The sequence below is a fragment of the Siccirubricoccus deserti genome (assembly GCF_014283215.1).
Classification (GTDB): Bacteria; Pseudomonadota; Alphaproteobacteria; order Acetobacterales; family Acetobacteraceae; genus Siccirubricoccus; species Siccirubricoccus deserti.
On sequence record NZ_JACOMF010000024.1, the window covers coordinates 17,365 to 37,051 of the forward strand.

3 protein-coding genes are annotated in these 19,687 nt (G+C 72.8%); all 3 read right to left on the minus strand.

The annotated features are described in order from the left end of the window. Nucleotides 1–3: 3 nt before the first annotated feature. Genes H7965_RS17860 through H7965_RS17870 form a run of 3 tightly spaced genes read right to left on the minus strand, consistent with a single transcriptional unit; the run spans nt 4 to nt 19,684 of the window. Complete coding sequence (locus H7965_RS17860) at nt 4–1,245, minus strand: hydroxymethylglutaryl-CoA synthase family protein (RefSeq protein ID WP_186771949.1); 1,242 nt, start codon at nt 1,243–1,245, stop codon at nt 4–6. Then, nucleotides 1,245–2,456, minus strand: a complete 1,212-nt coding sequence (locus tag H7965_RS17865; protein WP_186771950.1) for a beta-ketoacyl synthase N-terminal-like domain-containing protein — start codon at nt 2,454–2,456, stop codon at nt 1,245–1,247. Before H7965_RS17865 ends, H7965_RS17860 begins: the two co-directional genes overlap by 1 nt. Beyond that, nucleotides 2,456–19,684: an SDR family NAD(P)-dependent oxidoreductase gene (locus H7965_RS17870; protein WP_186771951.1), complete on the minus strand. Its 17,229-nt coding sequence runs from the start codon at nt 19,682–19,684 to the stop codon at nt 2,456–2,458. The genes H7965_RS17865 and H7965_RS17870 overlap by 1 nt, the downstream gene beginning before the upstream one ends. Nucleotides 19,685–19,687 lie beyond the last annotated feature (3 nt).

Consider the following 19,687-nt stretch of genomic DNA (forward strand, 5'->3'; position numbering starts at 1 on the left):
CGTTCAGGCCCAGTCATACTGCCGATGGAAACGCTCGATCCGGCGCAGCACGAGCACGCCCGAGCCTGCCACCGCATCCCGGTAGAGCGGGCCGATCTCCTCTGGGTCGGCGACCATGTCCTGCACGCCGAACATCGCCTTGCGGTTCAGCCCCAGCAGGCGCTCGTAATCGGGCATGGAAAGCGCGTGCCGGCCGGCGATGGCCTGGGGAATGCGCGCCTCGGCCAGCGTCGCCGCCGCGCGCTCCATCACCAGCCCCGAGTAGAATTCCGAGCAGCAGCCGGATCCGTAGGAGAAGAGCCCCAGCCGTGGCGGCGAATCCCCGGCCTCACGGCGGGTGGTCAGCGCCTCGATCGCTCCACAGGCAGCCAGCATGACCGAGCCGGAATAGACATTGCCGACTTCTGAGCAATAGGTCAGCGAGGGCCGCAGGCGACGCTCGAAATCCGCCTCGATGGCAGCCGGAGGCAGCCGCTTCTGGTCGCGCATCATGCTCCGGTGTGCGCCCTTGGCCATGCCGCCGAAGGGGGTATGGAAGGCCAGCCCATCGAAATGCGTGGCGAAATCGGCGCCGGTTTCCCGCTGGTAGTCAGCGAAGGCGCCGCGGATACAGTCGAGATAGGTCAGCAGGGACAGGTCGGGATCGCCGGTCTCGATATCGGGCGAAGGCCGGCAGCTGTCCATCACCTCGAAGCCGTAGGACCCGGTGGGCAGTTCCAGTTCCAACAGCCGCGGCTCCGGCCCCAGCAGCAGGGCGATGGCGGCCGCGCCCTGGGATGGCTCGGCATAGGTGTGCGGAATGGGCCGGGCGACATCGGTGGTGATGACCAGCGCGCGTGCATCCGGCCGAGTGCTGCACCGCAGCGTCGCCGCCGCGGCTTGCAGCGCCGCGGTTCCACCGAAGCAGGCATGCTTCACCTCGAAGGTGCGGCAATTGCGGCTGAGGCCCAGATAGTGCTGCACATAGCTCGACATCGCCTTGCCGAAGTCGATGCCGGACTCGGTGGCAACCACGAGATGACGGATCGACTCCCGCTCCGCCTTCGGCAACTGGTCGACAATGACCTTGCCCGCGTTCACCGCGAATGACACCGGGTCCTCTACCGGCAGAGCCACGGATTTGCGTCGCATCAGCAGGTTCTGGAACCGCGCCATGTCGAGCCCGCGCGCCATGGCCAGCACGGAGACATCCAGCATCGCCCGCCCGGCATAGACGCCCACCGCGTCGATTCCCACGCGCCGCATCATCGGTTCTCCGTCGAGTTCAGGATCAGAGCACAGCCGTTGAGACCGTCGAAGCCGAAAGCATTGCAGAGCGCCGCGCTTCCGTCATGGGGCTCGCTGTGACGGCCCACCAGCCGCAGCCCGGCCGGCGATGCCCCGATACCCGGATTCGCGTGCAGGAAGCCGCCGCGCAATTGCAGCACCGTCGCCACCAGCCCGACCAGGCCGGCCGCGAACAGCCCATGCCCGGTGATGGCCTTGGTGGCATTGACCCAGGGTGCCCCGGCCCCGCCGCCGAAGACCGCCCGGATCGCCTCGGCCTCCGCCATGTCCCCGGCGGCGGCGCCGGTGGCATGGGCATTGATGTAGCCGACAGCGTCCGCGGCCAGCCCGGCGGCCTGGAGCGCGGCCCGGATGACCCGGGCCTCGTTCGCGGCATCGGGCTCCGGCCCGGCCCGACCGGCCATGGCCAGCCGGGCGGCCCCAAGCCGCGCCAGTGGCCGACCGCCCCGCCCCCTGGCGTGGGCGGCGGTTTCCAGGACAACGCAGGCTGCCGCCTCGCCTGGCACGAAGCCCGCCTGCCCCGGTGCGAAGGGCTGGTAGGGCGGCAGCTCCCCGGTCTGTCCATTGTCACCCCCCGGATCGGCGGCGCCAAGATTGACGAAGGCCTGCCATTCCAACGTCGAGAGCGCCGCGCAAGGCGCGACGCACAGCGCCACCTCGGCCTCCCCGGCGCGCAGCCACATCGCGGCCTGCGCCAGGGCGGTGATGCCGGAACTGAAATGCCCGCCGGCCAGCATCCCGGGTCCGGTGCAGCCCAGGGCCTCGCTAAGGACGCCGAGGACATGGCTGTCCCAGACCTGCAGGGCGTGGCGCGGCGGCGCGAAACCCATTCGGCCCTGCTGCGCCAGAAGGGTCTCGGCGGTCTCCGCCAGCGAGAGGTTATGCCCCGCCACCACCAGCCCGACCGCGGCGGGCTCCTGCAGGCCCGCCTGCGCCCAGGCTTCCCGCGCCACCACCAGGGCCGAGCGCGCCGCACGGGTCGCCCCCCGCGGCATCGGGCCAGCGGGCGCGAAGGCCGCCGCCGGCAATAGCGCAGCGCGGCGCAGCGGCCCCGGCCCGGCGACCGGCGCAATAGCCGGACGCCCCGCCCGCAATACCGCTTCGAAAGCAGGCAGGCCGACAACGCCCGCCGCAGTGATGCCGAGCCCGGTGATCCAGATGGGCTCCATCATGCGGGCACCGCGAACTCCACCAGCAGCGCCACCAGGGACGCCAGGGTGGAAATCCCTGCCAGCCGCGGCCGGGGGATGTCGGCATTCAATTCCTGCATGGCCAGCGTGGCGATCTCGACCCGGTCGATCGAATTGGCACCGAGGTCGCGTAGCGACACATCAAGCGTCACCGCCTCCTCCGCAACGCCGTCCAGGACGGCCACGGTATGCCGCCGCACCACCGCCAGCGCTGCCGCTGCGCGCGGGTCCACCGCCTTGGCCTCGACGGGGGGCGAAGCCAACTCGACCGCTACCTGCCGCAGTACCGCCGGACCGCCCATGCCGAAATGGTCGGCCTCCGCCATCAGCAGCTGCGGCGGCTTGGCCAGCCAGCGGGACCAGCCATGGTCGGCCGGCCCGTCCACGCGAAAGGCGGCCAGAGCGGCCGGGTCCAGGGGCGCGCCTCCCAAGCCGGCAACCGGTGCCCGCGCGGCGCGCAGCAGGGTGACCGGCAGGTTGCGACCGGCCGGGTTGGGATCATGGTTGCGCAGTTCCGCCCGCAGCCGGCGGATGGCGCCGAGATTGTCCCGCAGCAGCGCCACGACATCCGCCATCGGAGGTGCCTCGGCGCAGAGCCCGGCAATGGCATCGGCCAGCCAGGAGAGCAGCGCCGCTTCTGGCAGGTCGGCCGGCGCCGGCGGCAGGGGTCCTGCCGGCTTCCAGCCCTGCGCCAGCGCGCCGGCAACCGAGCTCGGCAGGCCCGGCGCCTCGCCGACCTCGAGCACGCTCGCAAGCGCGGCAGAGCCAGGGGCGAAGCTGTCGAGGAGCACCACGCGCTCCACCGTGACCCCCTGTGCCGCGAGGCAGGCCGCCGTCTCGAAGGCGAGTACCCCGCCATAGGAATAGCCACCCAGCACGACCGGGCCGACAGGACAGGCCTCACGCACCGCCTTCGCCATGGCCGCCCCGATCCCGGCCAGGGTCTCGCCCGCCGCAAGCAAGCCACCCGGCTCCAGCAGCCAAGTGGGGCGCTGCCCGGCACAGGCCGTGGCGAGCTGACGGACCCAGCCGGTCTCGCCGATGAAGCTCGGCACCCAAAAGCCGGGGGCGCCGGCGCCGTCCGCCTGCACTGCCCGCAAACCGATGGCGGGCGCCGCCCCCGCCCCGGTCTCGGCCGGCGTCGGAGCGGCGGCGGCCAGTGCGGCGAGGCCCGCCACCAGATCCCGCACCGTCTGCGCTCCCATCAGGGCTTCGCGCGGCACGGAACCCAGCGCAGCCTCCAGCCGTGCCTGCACATCCACCATGCCGATCGAGTCCAGGCCGATCTCGGCCATGAGGCTGTCGCCGCCGATTTCGCCCGGGTCGAGCTGCAGCACCTCGGTTAGGGTCTGGTGCACCACCGCCTCTAGCCCCGCCAGGTCGGTCGCCGCGGCAGGTCGCGGCGACAGCGTGACCCCCTGCGCCTCTAGCCGCAGGACTGACACTGCCGGCAGCCCCGCCGCCAGAATGGCCAGCAGCGCGTCCACCCCCTCCTCGGTGCCGATGCCGCCGACACCGGTGCCGCGCAGGCGGGGGCGGAAGCTGTCATCCGCCACCCGCCCCACCGTGTCCCAGAAGCCCCAGTTGATGGTGCGGACGGGCAGCCTCCCGGTCGTGGCGCCACGCCCGAACCAGGCGCCCGCCGCATCCTGGGCCATCGAGGCCGCCACGTAATTGGCTTGGCCTGCATTGGCGGTCGCGGAGTTGGTGCTGGAGAAGAGCGCAAGGAAATCCAACGGCAGCGGGCCGAAAACCTCCGCCAGCACTGCCGTGCCATCGGCCTTGGGACTCAGGGCCTTCCGCAGCTCTGCTTCCGTCATTCCGGGCAGCGCCACATCAGCCATCACGAAGGCGGCATGCATCACCCCATGCACCACGCCGAAGCGCGCCAGCGCGCGGTCCCGCACGCACTGCATGGCGGCGACATCGGCGCAATCCGCCGCTTCATAGACCGCCTGCCCGCCGAGCGCCGCCAGTTCGGCACAGAGCGCCTCCTGCTCCGAGCCTGCCACGCGGCGCCCTACCAGCACCAGCCGCGCCGCGAACTGCGATGCCAGCCGCCGCGCCACCGCCGCGCCGATGCCGCCGGCGCCGCCTACCAGGACATAGACGCCCTGCCGGCGGATGGCCGAGGGGTGCGGCGGCACTTCGGTGGCAACCAGTTGCCGCTGCCACCGCGCCCCGGCATGCCAGGCGACGTCCTGCGGTACCTCATGCCGGCCGATGCGCTGCGGCGGCTCGGCCATGATCGCCGGTGCCAGGGCACCATCCGGCGCCATATCCCCGGTGGTGGTGTCCAGCATGGCGATATCGAGCCACGGCGCCTCCCGCAGGGCGACCTTCGCCAGGCCGAGCAACGCGGCACCCCGCCAGTTGCGGGCGGTCCCGGCATCGGAGGCATCGCCGGCGACGACCGTCACCCGCAAGGGCCGCCCCAGCGCCATCAGGGCCTGTAACGCCCGCATGGCTTCAACCGTGTCGGCCGTCGTGGTCCGGCGTCCGCCGAGCAGCACGACATGGGCCTGCCCGGGCAGGGCCACCAGCGCATCCTGCCAGCCCGATTCCGGCAGCGCTTCAATGCGAGCTGGGGCGTCGCCCGGCAGGGCCGCCAGGGCAGCGGCCAGCGCCTCCATGCCCTCGTTGGCCAGGATCAGCTCCGGCCGCCGCACCGATGCCGCCGGCAGTGGTGCAAGCTCCCAGCCTGGCACGTAGAAGTTCAGCCCCTTCGCCGCCATGGCTGGATCGGGTGTGGGCAGGCGGGACTTCGGTGCGAGCGGCACCTGCGCGGCAAAACCTTCCAGCGAGAACACCGGATGGCCGGCGGCATTGGCCAGCAGGACGTCGAAGGCGGCCGCGCCCGGCCGGCGCCGCACCCAGGCATACCGGGCCTGCGCCAGGGCGCCGTGTCTCGCAGCATGCTCCAGCGCCGAAGGCAGGGGCGCCTCGGCCAGCCCGCCGGTGTCGTCGCCGAGCGCGGCGATGCTGTGCAGTGCGGCGTCAAGGAGGAAGGGCCCCGGATCAGGCATGGCCGGCGGGGTCAGGTCGGCCAGCAGCTCGCTGCCATCCGGCCCGCGCCACAGCCCGGTGACGCAGCGGAAGGCCGGTCCATAGGTGATGCCCAGTGCCGCCAGCCCGGCATAGAGACGCGCCGGCGGAACCGCTTCGGGGCAGCGCGCCCGTATGGTCTCCAGATTGAGAGGCGGCGGTGCGGGGCGGCCCTCCAGCGCCTGCGCGGTCACATATCGGGCGCCGTCGGCGACCAGGGCCATGGCATCCGCATCGTAGCGCAATTCCACCCCGTCCGGCCCGGCCAGGACAGGGCGCAACCAGCGGATCGCCGCGATGCCTGCCGCACCTGTGACCTCGAACAGCATGGCGAGGCTGGCCGCAGCCGGCAGCAGCGTCCGGCCGTTGACCAAGTGCTGTGCCAGCAGTGCGTCCGACGCCGCTACCCGATAGACCGGCCGGGCCCGTGTTTCCCCATCCGTGGGCAAGGGGGCGGATGATATGGCAATAGCCACGGCCGGCGCCGGTTCCGCAGCCGGCGGCCCGGCGCTGTCCTCCACCCAACAGCGTTGGCGCTGGAACGGATAGGCCGGCAAAGACAGCAACCGGCCGCTGCCGCGCGGATACAGGCCGCGCAAGGCTGCCCCTGCCCGGTAGGCCCGGGCCAGCAGGCCCAGTGCGACCTCCCGCGCCGACGGATCTGCGGCCGCCGCCAGGGCGGCCAGAGCCTCGGCTTCGGCCGGCGCCGGGCCGGCCTCCCCTGGGGCCTCCCCTGGCGCCTCGCCCGAGGCGATGTCCTGCAGCGCGTCCCGCAGCGCGGCGGCATCCGCCGCGACGATGGCGGCGCGGCAGCGGAAATGGCTCCGTCCGGCAGCCAGGGTATAGGCCAGATCGGCAAGCGGGACGGCCTCCTGCCCGAGCCATCGGGCCAGCCCGGCGGCGCGCTGCCGCAGGGCCTCCGGCGTCTTGGCGGAGATGAGGAACAGCTGCGGCCCGGCCGCCGCTCCGGCGGCCGGTGGGGTTGGCGGCGCCTCGGCGACCACCGCATGGGCATTGGTGCCGGAAAAGCCGAATGCATTGACCGTCCCGCGCCGCGGCGCCCCGTCCTGGCGCGCCGGCCAGGGCATCGCCACGCGCGGCACATGGAAGGGCGAGTTGGCGAAGTCGATCAACGGGTTCGGTGTGTTCAGGTGCAGGCTGGGCACCAGGGTCCGATGACGCAGCAGCAACAAGGTCTTCAGCAGCCCGGCAATGCCGGCCGCTGGTACCGCATGGCCGATATTCGTCTTCACGCTGCTGAGCGCACATTCGCCGACCAGGTCGGAATGCCGGCGGAAGGCGTCGGTCAGCGCCTGCACCTCGATCGGGTCGCCTAGTGCGGTGCCGGTGCCATGCGCCTCGGCATGGCCGATACTGGCGGGGTGGATGCCGAAGCGTTCCCAGACCGTCAGCGTCAATTCCCGTTGCGCCGCCAGGCTCGGCGCGGTCAACCCGTTGGAGCGGCCGTCCTGGTTGATACCGGAGCCTTCGATGACGCCATGGACCCGGTCGCCATCCGCCAGCGCGCGGCGCAATGGCTTGAGCACGACGGCGCCGACGCCTTCTGCCGGCACGAAGCCGTCGGCGGAGGCATCGAAGGCCTTGCAGCGGCCGACCGGCGAGAGCATGCGCGCATGGCTGGTCAGCACATGCATGTTCGGCGTGGTCATCAGCGCCACGCCGCCCGCCACCGCCATCTCGCACTCGCCGGTCCGCAGGGCTTGGCAGGCGAGATGCACCGCGACCAGCGAGGAGGAGCAGGCGGTGTCCACCGCGACGGCAGGCCCCCGCAGGTTAAGGTGATAGGCGATGCGCGCGGCCAGGATGGAGCCGACATTGCCCATCCCGAACTGCGCCGACAAACGGGTGGCTGCGCGATGCGCGTAGTCGCCCTGGCTGCAACCGACGAAGACCGCACAGGGAGCGCCGTCCAGCATGTGGTCCGGCAGGCCGGCATCCTCCAGCGCCAACCAGGCGGTCTCGAGGAACAGTCGCTGCTGCGGGTCCATGATCCTTGCCTCAGCGGGCGCAATGCCGAAGAAGCGAGGGTCGAAATCCTCGATGCCGGAGAGGAAGCCGCCGTCGCGGCAGTAGCTGCGGTTGCTGGCCTGCGGGTCCGGATCGTACCAGGCATCGATCGGGAAGCGAGAGGCCGGCACCGGCGCCACGCTGTCCACGCCATCCCGCAGGTTGCGCCAGAACTGGTCGAGATCCGGCGCCCCGGGGAAACGGCCGGCCATGCCGATGACGGCAATCGCTCCATCGGCATAGGCCCCGCTGCCGGCAGGCTGCGGGGCAACGGGTTCTGCGCCAGCGAAACCGGTCCCAGCGGGCGCCGCCGGGACCCTCGCGGCCTCAATCTGCCGCGCAAGTTGGAGAAGTGTGTCCGCACGGAACAGGGCCGCGGCTTCCAGGGTTACGCCGAAATCCGCTTGGATATCGCGCAGCAGTTGGGCTGCCACCACCTGGTCCAGCCCGAATTCCACTGGGCTCAGTTCCGGCTCGATCTCCGCCGCTTCGAGCGACAGCAGCGTGCCGAGCCGCAGGCGCAGCCTGTCCAGCACCGCTGATTCCGCACGCTGCGGCGTGGCCGAAGGCTGGTTCGGTTCTGCCGGCGCGACTTCGCCCGCGGCCAGTTCCACAGCGATGGCAGCAGCCAGGCCGCGCGGCGTTGGCTGGTCATAGAGGCGGGTCGCCCGCAGGGTGACGCCGAATTCGGCCTTGATGGTGCGGGTCAGCTCGATCGCCAGGATTGAATCGAGGCCGAGCTCGGCAAAGGGCTGGTCGGGTTCGATCTGCTCAGGCGCGAGGTAGAGCGCCTCCGCCAACAGCACCGACAGCCGCCGCAGCACCTGGTCGTCCGGAACAGCCGCCGCGCCCTTCGCGATTGGGACGGGGGACGGAGTGTCGGTCGGGGCAGGGGCCACCGAAGCAGGTGCCGGCATGGCCGGCGCGCTACTGTCAGCGACCAAGGCCGCCAGGCGGCGGATGGTCGGTGCGTCATACAGGCGGGTCGCCGGCAGGGCGATGCTGAAGCCATCCTGCAGCTTGCGGGCGATTTCCACCGCCAGGATGGAATCGACCCCCAGTTCGACGAGATTCGCATCCAGGTCGAGCGCACCGGCATCAAGGTACAGCGCATCGGCGACGATGCCGAGCAGGCGGGCAAGGACCGCATCCGCATCCATGGCGGGCTTCGGCGCCGGTCCCGCCACAGGCTCCGCCACCTGCGGCGGCATGGGCGCCGGAAGCATGGGCGCGGCGCTGGGCGGCGACGCAGCCGTAGCCGGGGCTGGCACCCACCCGGGTCGTTGGTCGAACCAGTGCCGTTCATCGGCGAAGGCGTAGCCCGGCAGGCTGCGGCGCCGCGCCCCGGGCGGCAGGGGCAGCAGCCCCCACGCGACCGGCACGCCGGACACCCACAGCCTGGCGACCCGGTCCAGCCGGCCCTGCGCCACCGCGCGGCCGACCAGCCCGGCCGCCTCGTCCGCGGTTTCGAACAGCCCGCCCAGGATGTCGCGCTGGACCACGCCGCTGGCGCCATCGGCCTCAGCGCCGTCCAGCCAGGCGCGCAGCCTGCCGGCGAGTTCGGTCGGGGAACCCGCCACCAGGGCCAGCCGTGCCGGCATGGCATTCCGCCCCTCCCGCAGGGTGAGCAACAGGTCGGGCCACGCCCAGGCATCGCCGGCGGCTTGCAGCCAGCCCAGCAGGGCTTCCGCCTGTCGCCGCAGCGCCACCATGTCGCGGGCGGAAAGCGGCACCAGCGCCGGCCCGGTCGCAGCCGGCGCCGGGCGAGGCGCAACCGGCCATTCCTCCAGCAGCAGATGCGCATTGCTGCCGCCCAGACCGAAGGAACTCACCGCGCCCCGGCGCGGCGCGCCCCCCATTGGCGCCGGCCAGGGCGCGATCCGCCGCTGCAACCGGAACGGGCTGCCCGCCAGCGGCAGCAGCGGGTTCGGCGCTTCCGCATGCAGCGTGGCCGGTAGGGTCGCATGCTGCAGCGCCAGCACCGATTTGATGACCCCGGCGATGCCCGAGGCCGGCTCGAGATGGCCGATATTCGACTTCACCGAGGATAGCCCGCAGAACCCCGCCTCGGGCAGCGCCTCGCCACGTTCGGCGGCGACCTCGGCGAAGGCCCTGCACAGCGCATCGACCTCGACCGGATCGCCGAGCGCGGTGCCGGTGCCATGCGCCTCGATATGGCCGATGGAGCCAACCGCGACGCCGGCCCGGCGGAGTACCCCGGCGATCAGCGCCGATTGCGCCGTCGGGTTGGGCGTGGTGAGGCCAGAGGCGCGGCCACCATGGTTCTCGCCGCTTTCCAGGATCACGGCGCGCACGGGGTCGCCATCCGCGAGCGCCTGGGCCAGCGGCTTCAGCACCAGCACGCCGACGCCTTCGCCCCGCACGTAGCCATCGGCCTCGGCCGCGAAGCTGCGGCAGCGGCCGGTGGGGGAGAGTATGCCAAGCTGCGCGCCCATCACCTGTGCGCGCGGCGAGAGGATGAGATGCACGCCGCCCACAAGCGCCGTCCCGCACTCGCCCTCCCGCAGCGCCCGCACTGCGCGGTGCAGCGCTACCAGCGAGGAGGAGCAGGCGGTGTCGATGGTCTGCGAAGGGCCGTGCAGGTCGAGCAGGAAGCTCAGTCGGTTGGCCAGCATGGTGCGGGTATTGCCCAGTACGGCCTGGGCCGCCGCCTCGCCGGCATCGCCGAGCAGTTCGGCATAGTCGTTGAGCTGGCTGCCGACGAAGACCCCGGTGGCGCTGCCCGCGAGGCTGGCGGGCGGCAGCGCCGCATCCTCGAGCGCGTGCCACGCCGTCTGCATCAGCAGCCGCGCCTGGGGGTCAAGGAAGGCGGCGTCCCGCGCGGTTATCCCGAAGAAGGCTGCATCGAAGCGGTCGGACCCGGCGACGAAGCCGCCCCAGCGCGGCACTTCCGTATCCGGGCCCATCCCTGGCGCGGTGCGGTACGCCCGCCAGTCCCAGCGGTCCGGCGGGATCTCGCCGACCAGGTCGCGGCCATCGCGCAGCGCCTGCCAGAAGGCATCGAGATCTGCGCAGCCGGGGAAGCGGCCCGCCATGCCGATAATGGCGATCCGTCCATCACTGGCGGGCAGGGCCGACCGCAGCGGCAGCGGGGCCGCGGCGGAAGGCAGCACCGCGGGCGCTGCGGGCGCTGCGCCGAAGCCCGCCCCGCTGGCCAGCAGATGCTCGGCCAGCGCCTGCACCGTGTTCACGCGGAACAGCTCCGTCACCGGCATTGGGACGGAGAAGCGTTCCTCCAGGACCGTGGCAAAGCCGCGCAGGTGCAGCGAATCCAGCCCAAGCGTGCCGAAGGGTGCGTCATCGGCGATGTCGCCGGCCGGAATCCGCAGCTGTTCGGCAAGCAGGGCGCGCACGGCCTGGCGCGCGGCAGTGCCGGAGGCCGCGCCACCGGCAGCTGGCACCGCGCGGACCGCCACCGGCGCCATGACGGGATCGGGCCCGCCGACCGGCAGAACGGCGACATGCCCCTCCCCGCCTGCCAACAATTGGTCGAGCGCCGCTAGTCCTGCGTCATTGGTCAGCGCCGCCAGCCCGCTCGCCTGCAACGCCGCCTCCCGCGCCGGGCCTGCCGCGGCCATGCCGCCGAATTGCCAGACCGGCCAGGCGATGCTGAGGCTGCGCCCGTGCCGCCTGCCGGCCGCGACCTCGGCCGCCCGCCGGGCGGCGAAGCCCGCCAGGAAGCGGTTGGCCAGCGCGTAATCGCCCTGGCCGAAATCACCCAGTTCCGCCGCCAGGGAGGAGAACAGCACGAAGGCGCTCAGCCGGTCGGCCGCGGTGGCGCGGTCGAGATGGATCGTACCGGCGATCTTGCTCGCCAGGACCGCCTCCGTGGCCGCAGCGGTCGCATCGCCGAGCGGCGCGGCGCGCATCGCCCCGGCAAGCTGGAACACCGCATCCAACCGGCCGTGCCCAGCGCGGATCTCGGCTGCCATGCGCTCGACCGCAGCGGCATCGGTGACATCCAGCGGCCAGACCCCGGGGCCCGCATGGCGCGCCGCGAGCACGACCTCCGCCCCATGACGGGCGCGGAGATGCACCGCCAGGGCCTGCCCGATGGCGCCGGTGCCGCCAACGATCCAGCAGACGGCACCCGACGGCAGCGCCCCTTGCTGCGCTGCGGCTGTCCATGGCCGCAACCGCCGCTCCTGCCTTTCGTCACCAACCCAGCGGAGCTCCGCGGAGGATCCCGCCCGGCCGGCTTCCGCCAGCACGGCCTGCGCCACGGCCGGGGCGTCGACGGTCCGCGACAGCCGCAGCACCGACCAATGCTGCGGCTTCAGCGCAATGCCCAGGGCGGTCGCCGCCGCCATCACCTCAGTGGCAAGGGTGTCGCCGCGGGCGACCAGCAGCACCCGGGTGGCGGGCGCGACCAGCAGCCGCCGGGCCAGCCGGACCAGCAGGCGCGCCAGCGCCATGGGGTCGCTCTCGGGCATGGGATGCAGCACCAGCAGCGGTGCGGCCAGGGCCACATCATCCAGCGTGGCGAAATCGTGCCGGGTCAGCGGCATCCGGCCACCCAGCGCCTCGGCCAGGCCAGGGTCGTCATCGAAGACCAGGGCAGCAGAGGGCAGCGTCCCGGGGCTGGCCGGCGCGGCCTGCCACACCGACACATGGAAGCGGATTGGCTGCGGCTGCGGCTGTGGGACAGGCAGCGCCGCATCCGGCGCCCAGTGGCGCTCCTCGGCGAAGGGATAGGCCGGCAGCGCGACCCGGCGCAGCCCGGTCCCGGCATAGAGCGCCAGCCAATCGACGTCCGCGCCCTGTCGATAGGCGGACCCCAGCGTGGCCAGCGCCGAAGCATCGCTGCGCCCGGCCAGGAGCGCTGCATGGGCCGCGGCCAGGGCGCTGGCGCTGTCAACAAGGACACTGTCCGCGGAGGCAGTGGCGGCCGCCGAGGGCCGCAGCAACGCCAGACGCAGCCCGGCATGGTCGCTGGCCAGCACGGCATGGCGATGCGCCATGTGCCGGCGCCCGATCGCCAGGGTATGGGCGATATCGGCCAGCGGCACATCCTGCCCGGCGGCCTCCAGCCAAGCGGCGAGGTCCGCCAGCCGCCGGGCCAGCGCGGCTTCCGTGCGGCCGGACAGCGGGAACAGGAAGGGCCCCTGCGGCAATCTCGGCCGAGCCGGCAGGCAGGCCGCCTCCTCCAGCACCACATGCGCATTGGTGCCCGACAGCCCGAAAGCAGAAACTCCGGCGCGGCGCGGTCGGTCCGGGCGCCGTGGCCAGGGCTCCGCCCGGGTGCAGACCGCCAGCGGCGAAGCGGCGAAATCGATGTGCCGGTTCGGCACGCTGTGGTGCAGCGAGGCCGGCAATAACCCATGTGCCAGGCCCAGCAGGACCTTCTGCACACCGGCGATGCCCGCAGCCGGCCCGGTGTGTCCGATATTGGTCTTCACCGAGCCGATCCGGCAGGCGCCCGGGGCCGTCACCCCATGCTTGCGGAAGACCCGGCCCAGCGCCTCGGCCTCAATCGGGTCGCCGAGCTTCGTGCCGGTGCCATGCGCTTCCACATAGTCGATGGCGGCGGCGGTCAGCCCGGCGCGGTCCAGCACCTCCGCCACCAGTTCCGCCTGGGCGCGTGAGGACGGCGCGGTGAAGCCATGGGTGCGGCCATCCTGGTTGGTGCCGGTTGCCCGGACCACACCGAGGACGGGGTCGCCATCCGCCAATGCTGCATCCAGTCGGCGCAGCACGAGCACGCCGACCCCCTCCGCCGCGACGAAGCCATCCGCCGCATCGTCGAAGGCGCGGGTGGCGCCGTTGGGCGAGGTCATGCCCAGACTGCCGGTCAGCTGGTGGAAGGCCGGGGTGGAGGTGACGAAGACCCCGGCTGCCAGGGCCAGCTCGCTCTCCCCGCTGGCGATGCTGCGGCAGGCAAGGTGCAGCGCAACAAGGGAGGAGGAACAGGCGGTGTCCACCGCCAGCGCCGGGCCACGCAGGTTCAGCAGATAGGCCAAGCGCCCGGCCAGCACCGATTGCGCATTGCCGGTGAAGGCATGCGGCGGGGGGGGTGCCCCGGGTGTGGCGCCGGAGGGGTAGTCGCCAGCCGCGACGCCAACGAAGATGCCGCAGCGGCGGCCATCCAGCCAGGCGGGGCCATATCCCGCATGTTCCAGCGCCCGCCAGGCGGTGGTGAGGAACAACCTTGCCTGCGGGTCTGTGTGGTCCGCCTCGATGCCCGACATCTCGAAGAAGAGCGGGTCAAAGCGGTCGACACTGTCGAGGAAGCCCCCCTGGCGCCAGGACTCGGTTCCAGCCGGGGCATTTGGCCAACGCCCGGCGGGCGGCAGACCGATACTGCTGACGCCGTCGCGCAGGTTGCGCCAGAAGCTGTCGAGATCCGGCGCGCCCGGCCAGATGCCGGCCATGCCGACCACAGCCACCGCGTCCCCACCCGCCGACAGGGCTGCCTGCGGCACGGCCGTGTCCGTTGCCGGTGCGATCGGTACAGCGGCCATGGCGACGGCGGGCGGGGCCTGCGGTTGCAACGCCGCCCCATGCTCCGCCGCGAGATGCGCCGCCAATGCAACGGGTGTGGGGTAGTCGAACAGGGCCGCCACCGGGACCGGAATACCCAGCCGGGCGGACAGCCGCTCCGTGAGATCCACGCCGAGAATGGAATCGATGCCCAAGGCGGCGAATTCCTGCCGGTCATCCAGGCTGTCGAGCGGTTCACGCAAGGCTTCCGCCAACGCCCGCCGCACCGCGGCCCGCACCACGGTGAGCGGCGCCTCGGCTGCCTTGGCGGTGGCGGCGGCCAGGGGGGCGGGACGGGGGGTGGGCAGCGCCGTCTGCAGGGCAGGCGCCGGCTGCGCCGCCGCGCTGGCCGGCAGCTGAGCCAGCAGCACGACCTGCGCCGCCTCGGCACCGGCCTGCTCGGCCGTGCGGCTGACGACGGCGGCGAAGCCGGCCTCGGCGAGCATCGCCCGCCAGCCTGGCTCGTCCAGCAGCGGGCTGTGGGGCAGCCGGCGCTCGGCGTCATGGAAGCGCCACCAGCCTTCGGTCAGGCCGAAGACGAGGGTGGCGAAATCCCGTCGCCGCACCGCCTCGTTCAGCAGCAGCGTGCCGCCCGCGCCGAGCAGCGCCCGGCAATGCGCCAGCGTCACCCCGATATCGGCCGTCGCGTGCAGCACATTCACCGCGATCACGATATCGGCGGTACCAGTCAGGCCCGCAGGCACCGGCTTTTCCAGATCCAGCACCGCGAATTCCGCTTGCGGGAAGCGGGCGCGCAGGCCGGTCCGGGCGGCACGGATCAAGCTGGGGGAAAGGTCGGTGAAGCGGTAGCGGAATCCGATTCCTGCGTCCTGCAGCGCCTGCATGACGGCAATGGCGGTGCCGCCCGTGCCGGCCCCGACCTCGGTCAGCTGCAGCACCCGGCCCGCGCCGCTCTGGCGGGCGATCTCCAGCACCGCGGCGGCGACGGCCGCGTTGAAATAATTGGCGATCGGGTTGTCACGATAGAGCGGCGCCACCAGCGCGCCGCTGCCGCCGGGGAACAACAGCTCGGTCGGCGCGACGCGGCCGGCCAGTGCCTCGGCATAGGCGGACAGGCAGCGGTGCGTCACCGCCAGGAAGGGACCCAGCCAGGGCGCCTGGGCCTTCAGCGCGGCCTCGGCCAGCTCCGGATGCTCGATCCGTTCGGCGAGGCCGGCATCCAGCAGGGCTTCGGTCACCTCGAACCGGTCGCCGCGCAGGACCAAGAAGCCGGCCCGGCAGAGGATGTCGAGCACGGCATCGAACAGGCGCTCATGAAGCGGCACTACCGCCAGCATCCGGCGCAACTCCGTCAGGGTGGCGGATTGGCCGGGCGCCTGCAGGAAGCCGGCGGCCTGGAACAGCCCGACCAGCCGCTCATGCGCGCATCGCTCCAGTGCATCGAACTCTGCGGTCAGCCGGGCGACGGATGCCTCGGCCTCCGTCACCTGGGCGGGTGGTGCGGCGGCGGGCGACGCGGCGGGGTTCGCCGGGATGCCCAGCGCGTTCAGCGTCTCCGCAGAGACTTTCATCGCCATCGCCTGCGGCAGGCCCGCGTCCAGAATGCCTTCCAGCGCCGCCAGGCCCTCGGCCACGCCGATGGCGCCGATGCCGAGGCTGGCCGCGCGTTTCTGGAACACTGGCGCCGCCACGGCCCCGACATCCCCCCAATAGCCCCAGTTGACCACCACCACCGGCATGCCGGCAGCCCGCAGGGCGAGGCCCAGCGCATCCTGCCCAGCCGCCGCGGCGGCGTAATTCCCCTGCCCGGGATTGCCGATGAAGGCATTGGCCGAGCTGAACAGCACCAGCAGGTCCGGCCGGTCCGCCGCAATGGCCCGGGCCAGGTTCGCCGTCGCCGCCAGCTTCGGCGCCAGCACCGCGGCCATCGCCGTCGCGTCCAGCTGCATGAAAGGTGTGTCGCGCAGGACCATGGCGGCCTGCACGGCCCCGTCGAACCGGCCGAACCGCGCCCGGCCCTCTGTCAGCGCTGCATCGAGCTGCGCCGCATCGGCGGCATCGGCCCGGACATGGAGTACGCTGCCGCCCGCCGCCTCGATCTCTGCGACGGCCCGGGTCTGGGAGGCGGAAAGTGGGCTGCGGCCCACCAGCAGCAGCCTGGCCCGGTGCCGGCGTGCCAAGTGCAGAGCCAGGGCCAGGCCCAACCCGCCCGTCCCGCCGAGCAGCACATAGGCACCGCCATCGCGGAACCCGGCCTTCCCCGGGGCTGCCGATGGCGCAACCTCATCGAGGCTGCGGAGCCAGCGGCCACCGCCCCGCAAGGCAATGCTGCGTCCGGGCGCCTCATCCGGCTCCGCCAACAGGGCCGTGGCGAGCGTCGCCGCATCGGCCGCCAGTTCGGCCGGCGCGAGATCGACCACCGAAAGCCGCACCGGCGCCAGTTCGCGCGCACCGGCCATGGCAAGGCCGGCCAGCATGGCGGCACCGGCATCAGGCAGATCCGCCTCCGTCACCACCTGCGCCCCGATGGTGACCACCCGCACCGGCAGCCCCGCCTCAAGGGTGGCGACGGAGCCGGCCAGGGCCTGCAGGAAGCGCATCCGCGGCAGCAGATCCGCCCGTGCGGCGGCCTCCAGCGCGGCGGCCGCAGCGCCGGTCCGGCGCCCGCTGCCCAACATGTAGACCGCGGCCAGCGGCTTCAGCTGCGCCAGCAGCCGGTCGAACGCGACCCCCTCCGCACGGTCGATGCCGAAGACGCCGGCGGCCCGCGATTCCGTCGCCTCGCCCAGCACCACCTGGATGACGCCGCGATCCCCGAGCGCCTTGGCCAGCGCATCGCCGAGCCCGCCATCCTCGTCATCGCGCAGGATCAGCACGACGCCGTCCGGTCGCGGCGCCGCGGCCGGCGCGGCTTCGGTGGGGTGCCAGCGCGGCACGAAGACAGGCACGGGCTCGGCGCCCGGCCCGGGTACCGGATCAGGCACCGGCATGGCGTTCGGCTCAGGCAACGGGGCAGGCTGCGCCGCCACGCCAGGCAGGCGCAGCGCAAGGAAATCACGGGCCGTGGCCAGGACCTGCCCTGTCTCGTCCAGCAGGCTGGCATGGAAGCGTGCCCGGTCCGCCACCAGCTCAGCCCCGGCGAAGACGATGTGGACGAGGCAGCTCGGCTCGGGCCGCGCATGCAGCGTCAGGGCGCCGAGGCCGGCAGGCACCAGCACCTCCCTGGCTTCCGGCCGCGCCGCGGCCAGCGCCGCCATGCCCGCCTGGAATGCGCCATCAAGCAGGGTGGGGTGGAGGTCATAGTCGTCGATTCCGGCCAATTCCTCCCCGGGCAGGGAAAGCTCCGCCAGGGCCTCCCCCTGCCGCGGGTCCCCCGCCAGCCAGATCCGGCGCAGGCCACGGAACAGCGGGCCAAGCGCCACGCCGGCGGTGGCGAAGCGCGCCGCCAGCGCGTCGCCCTCCAGCAGCACCGGCAGGCGCGTGCGGATGGCGGCCAGGTCGAGCGCCGCGACGGCCGGGGGTGCTTCCCAGCCCAGGGTGCCGGTGGCCAGGGGGTCGCCTTGCCCGGCCTCGGCACAAAGGGTGAAACGGCCCTCCTCCAGCCGCAGCAGCAGGCCCGCCGCCTCGGTCACGCCGACCGGGGCGCGGAAGCTCACCGCGGAAAGGCCCGTCGCCGCCCGCCCGGTCGCGGCGCGCGCCGCCGCCAGGGCCATGCCGATGACGCAGGCTCCCGGCAGGATGGGTGCGCCCTGCACGAGGTGATCCGCCAACAGCGGTTCGGCCGGGTCTATCGCCGTGTGGAAGGCGCCATTGGGCAGCACGCGGTCCAGCAGGGGATGCAACCCGCGCAGCACGCGCGGACGGGTGGCGGCGCGCAGCCCGCAGGGCACCCGCCGGAAGGGGTATCCCGGCAGCGGAATTCGACGGCGGCCCTCCGGCGGCACGAGGGCCTCGGGGTCGGGATCCTCCCCCGCCAGAAAGCGCTGGGCCAGCCGGGCGAGCGCGGCGTCGGCGCCGGCCGCGACGGGCGCCTGGCCCGCCGCCACCGCCTGCGCCGCCCGGACCACATCCTCCGCCGTCTCGACCAGCAGCGCCGCCCGTTCGCGGTAATGGTTGCGGCCGGCCGCCAGTGTCCAGCACAGGTTATCGAGGTCGAGCGTCGCCTGCCCCGCCACATGGCCGGCCAGGGCCGCGGCGGTGGCCCGCAGCGCCACGGCATCGCGGGCCGAGAGCAGCAACAGCCGCGGCCGCCGGCTGGCCGCCGGCGCCGCCCGCGGCGGCGCCTCGGCGATCACCATATGCACATTGCTGCCGGAGAAGCCGAAGGCGCTGATGGCTGCCCGTCGCGTGCCGCCGCGCGGTTCCCAGGCGCGCAGCGCGGTGTTGACGAAGAATGGCGAGGTTTCGAACTCGCAGGCCGGGTTCGGCGTGGCGACATGCAGCGTCGGCGGCAACTGCCGGTGCGCGAGGCTGAGCAGCAGCTTCACGATGCCCACCGCGCCGGCCGCGCTCATCGTATGGCCAACGGCCGATTTGACCGAGCCGATGGCGCAGAAGCCAGTCTCAGCGGTATGCCGCCGGAAGCTGCGGGTTAGCGCCTCGACCTCGATCGGGTCGCCGAGCCGGGTGCCGGTACCATGCGCCTCGACATAGCCGATGGTCGCGGGGGCGATCCCGAAGCGTTCGTGCACCGCCTGGATCAGCGCCGCCTGGGCCGGCGCGCTGGGCGCGGTAATGCCATTGGTGCGGCCATCCTGGTTGGCGGCGGAGCCTTCGATGACGCCCCAGACATGGTCGCCATCCGCAAGCGCCCGGACCAGTGGCTTCAGAACCAGCGCCGCCACCGCCTCACCCGGCACGAAGCCATCGGCGGCGGCATCGAAGGCACGACACGTCCCGCTCGGCGAGAGCATGCCGGCCCGGCTGGCGGCGACGGCGAAGGTCGGCGTCGGCAGCACGCAGACGCCACCAGCAATCGCCATCTCGCAGCCGCCCGAGAGCAGCGCCTCCCGCGCCAGATGCACGGCGGTGAGGGAGGAGGAGCAGGCGGTGTCGACGGTCAGGCACGGACCGCGCAGGTTCAGCAGATAGGCGATGCGGCCGGCCAGGATGGCATTGCTGTTGCCCATGAAGGACAGGCCATCCGGCTCGGCGCCCTTGGCCATCAGGTGGCTGGCATAGTCGCCGGCGCCGGCGCCCACAAAGACCCCGACGCTGCGGCCCGACATGTCGCGCTCCGCATAACCCGCCTGTTCCAGCGCCGACCAGGCGGCTTCGAGAAAGAGCGACTGCTGGGGGTCCATGACCTCCGCCTCGCGGCGCGGGATGCCGAAGAAGGCGTGGTCGAAATCCTCGATCCCCTCCAGCCAACCGCCGGCGATCGCGGGCGCGCCGTTGCGCGGGCCCTGGGCCCAGCGTGCCGGCGGCTGCGGGCTGACCGCGCTGCGGCCATTGGCCAGCAAATGCCAGAATGCGTCGGGCGTATCGGCGCCGGGGAAGCGTCCCGCCATGCCGATGATGGCGACCTGATCCAGCGCTGGCGGAGGCGCGGGGCGGGTCGCCCGGATCGTGGCGATCAGCGTCTGCGCCTGGGCAGCGGTCAGCTCGCCTCTGGCCACCATCCCGAACAGCGCGCGGGGTGTCGCATCGGTGTCCATGCTGGAATGTCCCATGAG